Source organism: Streptomyces sp. DvalAA-43 (assembly GCF_900091725.1).
GTDB lineage: Bacteria > Actinomycetota > Actinomycetes > Streptomycetales > Streptomycetaceae > Streptomyces > Streptomyces pulveraceus.
The window spans coordinates 1-5,183 of record NZ_FMBW01000093.1 but is presented as its reverse complement, the minus strand read 5'-3'; the positions used below and the strand labels follow the sequence as shown (position 1 = coordinate 5,183).

At 71.8% G+C, this 5,183-nt stretch carries 1 protein-coding gene; it reads left to right on the top strand.

Features of this window, described 5'->3' with window-relative positions:
* Positions 1–60 precede the first annotated feature (60 nt).
* The coding region (locus tag GA0115234_RS38535) for a non-ribosomal peptide synthetase (protein ID WP_161275745.1) at positions 61–5,183 on the top strand (5,123 nt) is incomplete at its 3' end.

The following is a 5,183-nucleotide window of genomic DNA, read 5'->3' as shown; positions in this document are numbered from 1 at the left end:
GTGCTGGAAGGCCCGGATCCGGAGATCGGCAGTCGGCGGCCGGACCCGGCGGTGGACACGATGTCGACCGTCGACACGGTGCGCGTCGAGCTTCCCGCCGAGGTGACGGAAGGGCTGTTGACCCGGATTCCGGCGGTCTTCCGGGGCGGGGTAAACGACGGCCTGCTCGCCGCGCTCGCGCTCGCCGTGGCGAAGTGGCGTTCGAGCGAGGAGAGTTCGCTGCTGGTGCGGCTGGAAGGGCACGGTCGTGAGGAGGCGGTGGTGCCGGGCGCGGATCTGTCGCGCACGGTGGGCTGGTTCACCAGTATGTTCCCGGTCCGGCTCGACGTCGCCGGGTTCGACCTGGACGACGCCTTCGCGGGTGGCGACGCGGCGGGCGGGGTGGTCAAGGCGGTCAAGGAACAACTGCTCGCCATCCCTGACAAGGGCGTCGGTTACGGCCTCCTGCGGTACTTCAACGACAGCACCGCCGAAGTCCTCGCAGCACACCCGGGCCCGCAGATCGGTTTCAACTACCTGGGCCGCTTCTCCGCCACGGACATGCCGGACGAGCTGCGCGGCCTGGGGTTCACCCAGGCCCTGGACGTCGACGACGCGGACGCCGTGCTCGACGCGGACATGCCCGTCCTGTCGGCGCTGGAGGTGAACTCCTACGTCACCGACACCGCGCGCGGCCCCCGCCTGGACGCCACGTTCGCCTTCCCGACCGGGATCCTTGCCAAGGACGACGTACAGGAGCTGGCGGAGCTGTGGCGGGCCGCGCTCACCGCGCTGGCCGACCACGCGGCCAAGCCCGACGCGGGCGGCCTCACCCCGTCCGACCTTCCGCTGGTCTCCGCCGACCAGGGACAGATCCAGGAATGGGAGCGGTCCTGCCCGGGGCTCGTGGATGCATGGCCTCTGACGCCGCTCCAGTCCGGTCTGCTCTTCCACAGTAAGTTCACCGACGCGCCGGTCGACGCCTACCAGGTGCAGTTGGTGTTCCACCTCTCCGGGCAGGTCGACCCGGAACGGATGCGCACCGCCGGCCAGGCACTGCTGGACCGCCACGCCACCCTCCGTTCCGCGTTCCTCCCCGACGCAGGCGGATGGGTCCAACTCGTGCCCGCGCAGGTCGAGTTGCCCTGGCGCCAGGACGACCTGCGGCACCTGCCCCCGGACCAGCTGGCCCCGGCGCTCGAACGGCTGCTGGCCGACGACCATCACGCGCGCTTCGACCCGGCGTCCCCGCCGCTGCTGCGCCTCGCGCTCGTCCACCTCGACGACGACACGTCGGAGCTGGTCCTCACCGCTCACCACGTGCTGTTCGACGGCTGGTCCATTCCGCTGCTGCTCCAGGACCTGCTGCGGCTGTACGGCTCCGGTGGCGACCCCGCGGCGCTGCCTACGGTCCGCGGCTACCAGGACTTCCTGGCGTGGCTGGCCGAGCAGGACCAGGACGCCGCCGCCCGCGCCTGGGCCGAAGAACTCGACGGCGTCGACGAACCCACCCTGCTCGCCCCCGGCGCGGCCACGCCCCCCCAGGAGGCCGGGTTCTGGCAGGTCGAGGTCGGCCTTCCCCCGGCCGAGGCCCGAAAACTCGCCGTTCGAGCAGGTGAGCTGGGCGTCACGCTCAATGCCGTGGTCCAGGGTGCATGGTCGCTCCTGCTCGGACGCCTGACCGGACGTCAGGACGTGGTGTTCGGTGCGACGGTCTCCGGCCGCCCCGCCGCTCTGCGCGGAGTGGATGCCATGGTCGGCATGTTCATCAACACCCTTCCGGTGCGCGTACGACTCGACCCCACTGCCACGGCGGCCGAACTGCTGGCCACGCTCCAGGACCATCAGGCGACGCTGCTGGACCACCACCACCACGGGCTGGCAGACATCCAGCAGTCCACCGGTCTCCCGTACCTCTTCGACACCCTCGTCGTCTTCGAGTCGTACCCCATCGACCAGAGCGCCCTGTCCGAGGCGGGCGACGAGGCGGGAATCGCCTGCACCGGCATCCGCCCGTTCGCGGGCACGCACTACCCGCTCACCGTGACCGCGGACGTCACGGGGCACCTGAAGCTCGCCCTGGAATACAAGCCGGAGGTCTTCGACCGGGCGTACGTCGAGGAGATCGCTGAGCGGTACCTGCGTGTCCTGCGCCGGCTGGTGGCCGAGCCCGAGCGCCCCGTCGGCACCGTCGACGTGCTGGCGCCCCGGGAACGCGACCACCTGCTGCGCGTGCTCAACGACACGGTGGTGCCGTTGACGGCGCGTACCGTTCCCGAGCTGTTCGAGCAACGGGTGGCGGACGCCCCGGGCGCCGAGGCGCTGGTGTGCGGTGAGGTCTCCCTTTCGTACGCGGAGCTGAACGCGCGGGCCAACCGCCTCGCGCACTGGCTGATCGGCCGCGGAGTGGGCCCCGAGACGCTCGTGGCCGTGGCGCTGCCGCGGTCGGCGGACCTGGTCGTCGCCCTGCTGGCCGTACTCAAGTCCGGCGGCGCCTATCTGCCGCTCGACCTGGCCTACCCGGCCGAGCGAATCGCCTACCTGCTCGACGACGCCCGCCCCAAGCTGGTGCTGACGAACGCCGAGTTCGCCGCCTCGCTCCCGGAATTCGCCGAACCCGCCGTCCTGTCCGACCCGGCCCTGGCGGCCGACGTGGCGGGTCGGCCCGACCGCGACCCCGTGGACGCCGACCGGTACGCCGCGCTGCGTCCCCGCAACGCCGCGTACGTCATCTACACCTCGGGGTCCACGGGCCGCCCCAAGGGCGTGGTCGTCGCGCACGCGGGCGTGGGCAACCTCGCCGCCTGGGGCGTCGCCGAGCTGGGCGCGGCGACGTTCGCACGGGCCCTGGCAACCACCTCCACGACCTTCGACGTGTCCGTGTTCGACACGCTGGTGCCGCTGCTCGTGGGCGGCAGCATCGTGCTGCTGGACGACGCGCTGGCCGTCGTCGAGGAGGACTTCGGGGAAGCGAGCCTGCTGTGCGTCGTGCCCTCGGTGCTCGACGCGATGACCGACCGGGCGCGCCTGGACCGGATCGGCACGATCGTCCTCGCGGGCGAGGCGCTGCCGGCGAGCCTGGTGCGCAAGGTCCGGGAGATGTGGCCGCAGGTGCGGATGGCGAACATCTACGGTCCAACCGAGGCCACGGTGTACGCCGCCGGGTGCGTCGACGATGGGACGGGGGACGGGACCCTGCCGATCGGCACTCCGCTGGCGAACTGCCGGACCTACGTCCTCGACGGCCAGCTCGGGCTCGCCCCGCAGGGCGTCGCCGGAGAGCTGTACCTGACGGGTGCCGGACTGGCCCGCGGTTACCTGGACCGACACGGACTGACGGCGGAGCGGTTCGTCGCCGACCCCTACGGGCCGCCCGGGTCCCGGATGTACCGCACCGGCGACCTCGCGCGCTGGGGTGCCGGCGGGAGCCTGGAGTACCTGGGCCGTGCCGACGCGCAGGCCAAGGTGCGCGGATTCCGCGTCGAGCCCGGCGAGATCGAGAGCGTGCTGGCGGCGCACCCGGAGGTGGAGCGCGCCGTGGTCCTGGCCCGTCCCGGCAAGGGCACAGGCCTCACGCTGGTCGGCTACGCGGTGCCCGCAGAACACGTCCGCGAACTGTCCGTGGACGTCCTGCGGCGGTTCGTGGGGGAGCGGCTGCCGGAGTACATGGTCCCGGCCGCGATCGTGCCCATGGACCGGCTGCCGCTGACCCCCAATGGCAAGCTCGACCGGGCCGCACTGCCCGAACCCGAGTTCACCGGCGACACCTACCGAGCGCCGCGCACCGCTGCGGAGCGTAGGCTGGCCGGGCTGTTCGCCGATGTCCTGGGCGTGGAGCGCGTCGGTATCGACGACGTCTTCTTCGCGCTCGGCGGCCACTCGCTGCTGGCGACCCAGCTGATCAGCCGGATCCGCACGGCCTTCGACGTCGAACTGAAGATCCGCACCGTGTTCGAGTCGCCGACCGTCGCCGGCCTCTGCGGCCACCTGTCCTTCGGTGGCCGGGCCCGGCCGGTGCTGTGCCGCCGCGCGGATACGACAGGCGCGGTGCCGGTGTCGTTCGCGCAGCGCCGCCTGTGGTTCATGCACCGGTTTGAGGGGCCGTCCGCGACGTACAACATTCCGGTGGCGCTGCGCCTGACGGGCGCGCTGGACGCGGACGCCCTGGCCGCCTCCGTGCGCGACGTGGTGCTGCGCCACGAGAGCCTGCGGACGCTGCTGGTCGAGGGCGCCGACGGCATGCCGTTCCAGCGGGTTGTCCCGGCCGACAAGTTGACCTTCGACGTCCCACTCTCCCCGGCCCCGCCGTACGAGGTGCCCGCCGCGCTGTCGGCGGCGATGGAGCACCGCTTCGACCTGTTCACCGAGGTGCCGATCCGCGCGACGCTGTTCCGGCGCGCCCCCGATGAGCACGTCCTGGCGCTCGTCGTGCACCACATCGCCGCCGACGGCGAGTCGATGGCGCCCTTCGCACGGGACCTGTCGACCGCCTACGCCGCCCGTCTCGAAGGCCGCGACCCGGGGTGGGGTGCGCTACCCGTCCAGTACACCGACTACACCCTGTGGCAGCGCGAGCTCCTCGGCGACGAGAACGACCCGCACAGCCTGGTCGCCCGCCAGTCCGGATACTGGCTGGACGAGCTGGCGGGCGCACCCCAGCCGCTTCCACTGCCCACCGACCGACCGCGCCCGCCCTCGGCCAGCCGCCGCGGCGACGGGTTCGAGTTCAGCGTCGATCCCGAACTCCTCGGCGCGGCACAGGCACTGGCCCGCAGGAACGACGTCACGATGCCGATGGTGCTGCAATCCGTCCTCGCGGTGCTGCTGTCGCGGCTGGGCTGCGGTGACGATGTCTCGATCGGCTCGCCGGTCGCCGGGCGCACCGACGAGGCTCTGACCGACTTGGTCGGCTTCTTCGTCAACACCTGGGTGCTGCGCGTCGACCTGTCGGGCAACCCGACCTTCGAGGACGTGCTCGACCGGGTGCGGGACAAGGCGCTGTCCGCCTATGACCACCAGGACGCACCCTTCGACCGGCTCGTGGAGATCCTCAACCCCGACCGGTCCAGCGCCTACCACCCGCTGTTTCAGACGATGCTGGCCTGGCAGGACGACAACTCCCTGGTCGACTTCGACCTCGCCGGCGTCGGCGCCGCTCTGGAGATCGTCCCAACCCGGACCGCGAAGTTCGACCTTCAGTTCAA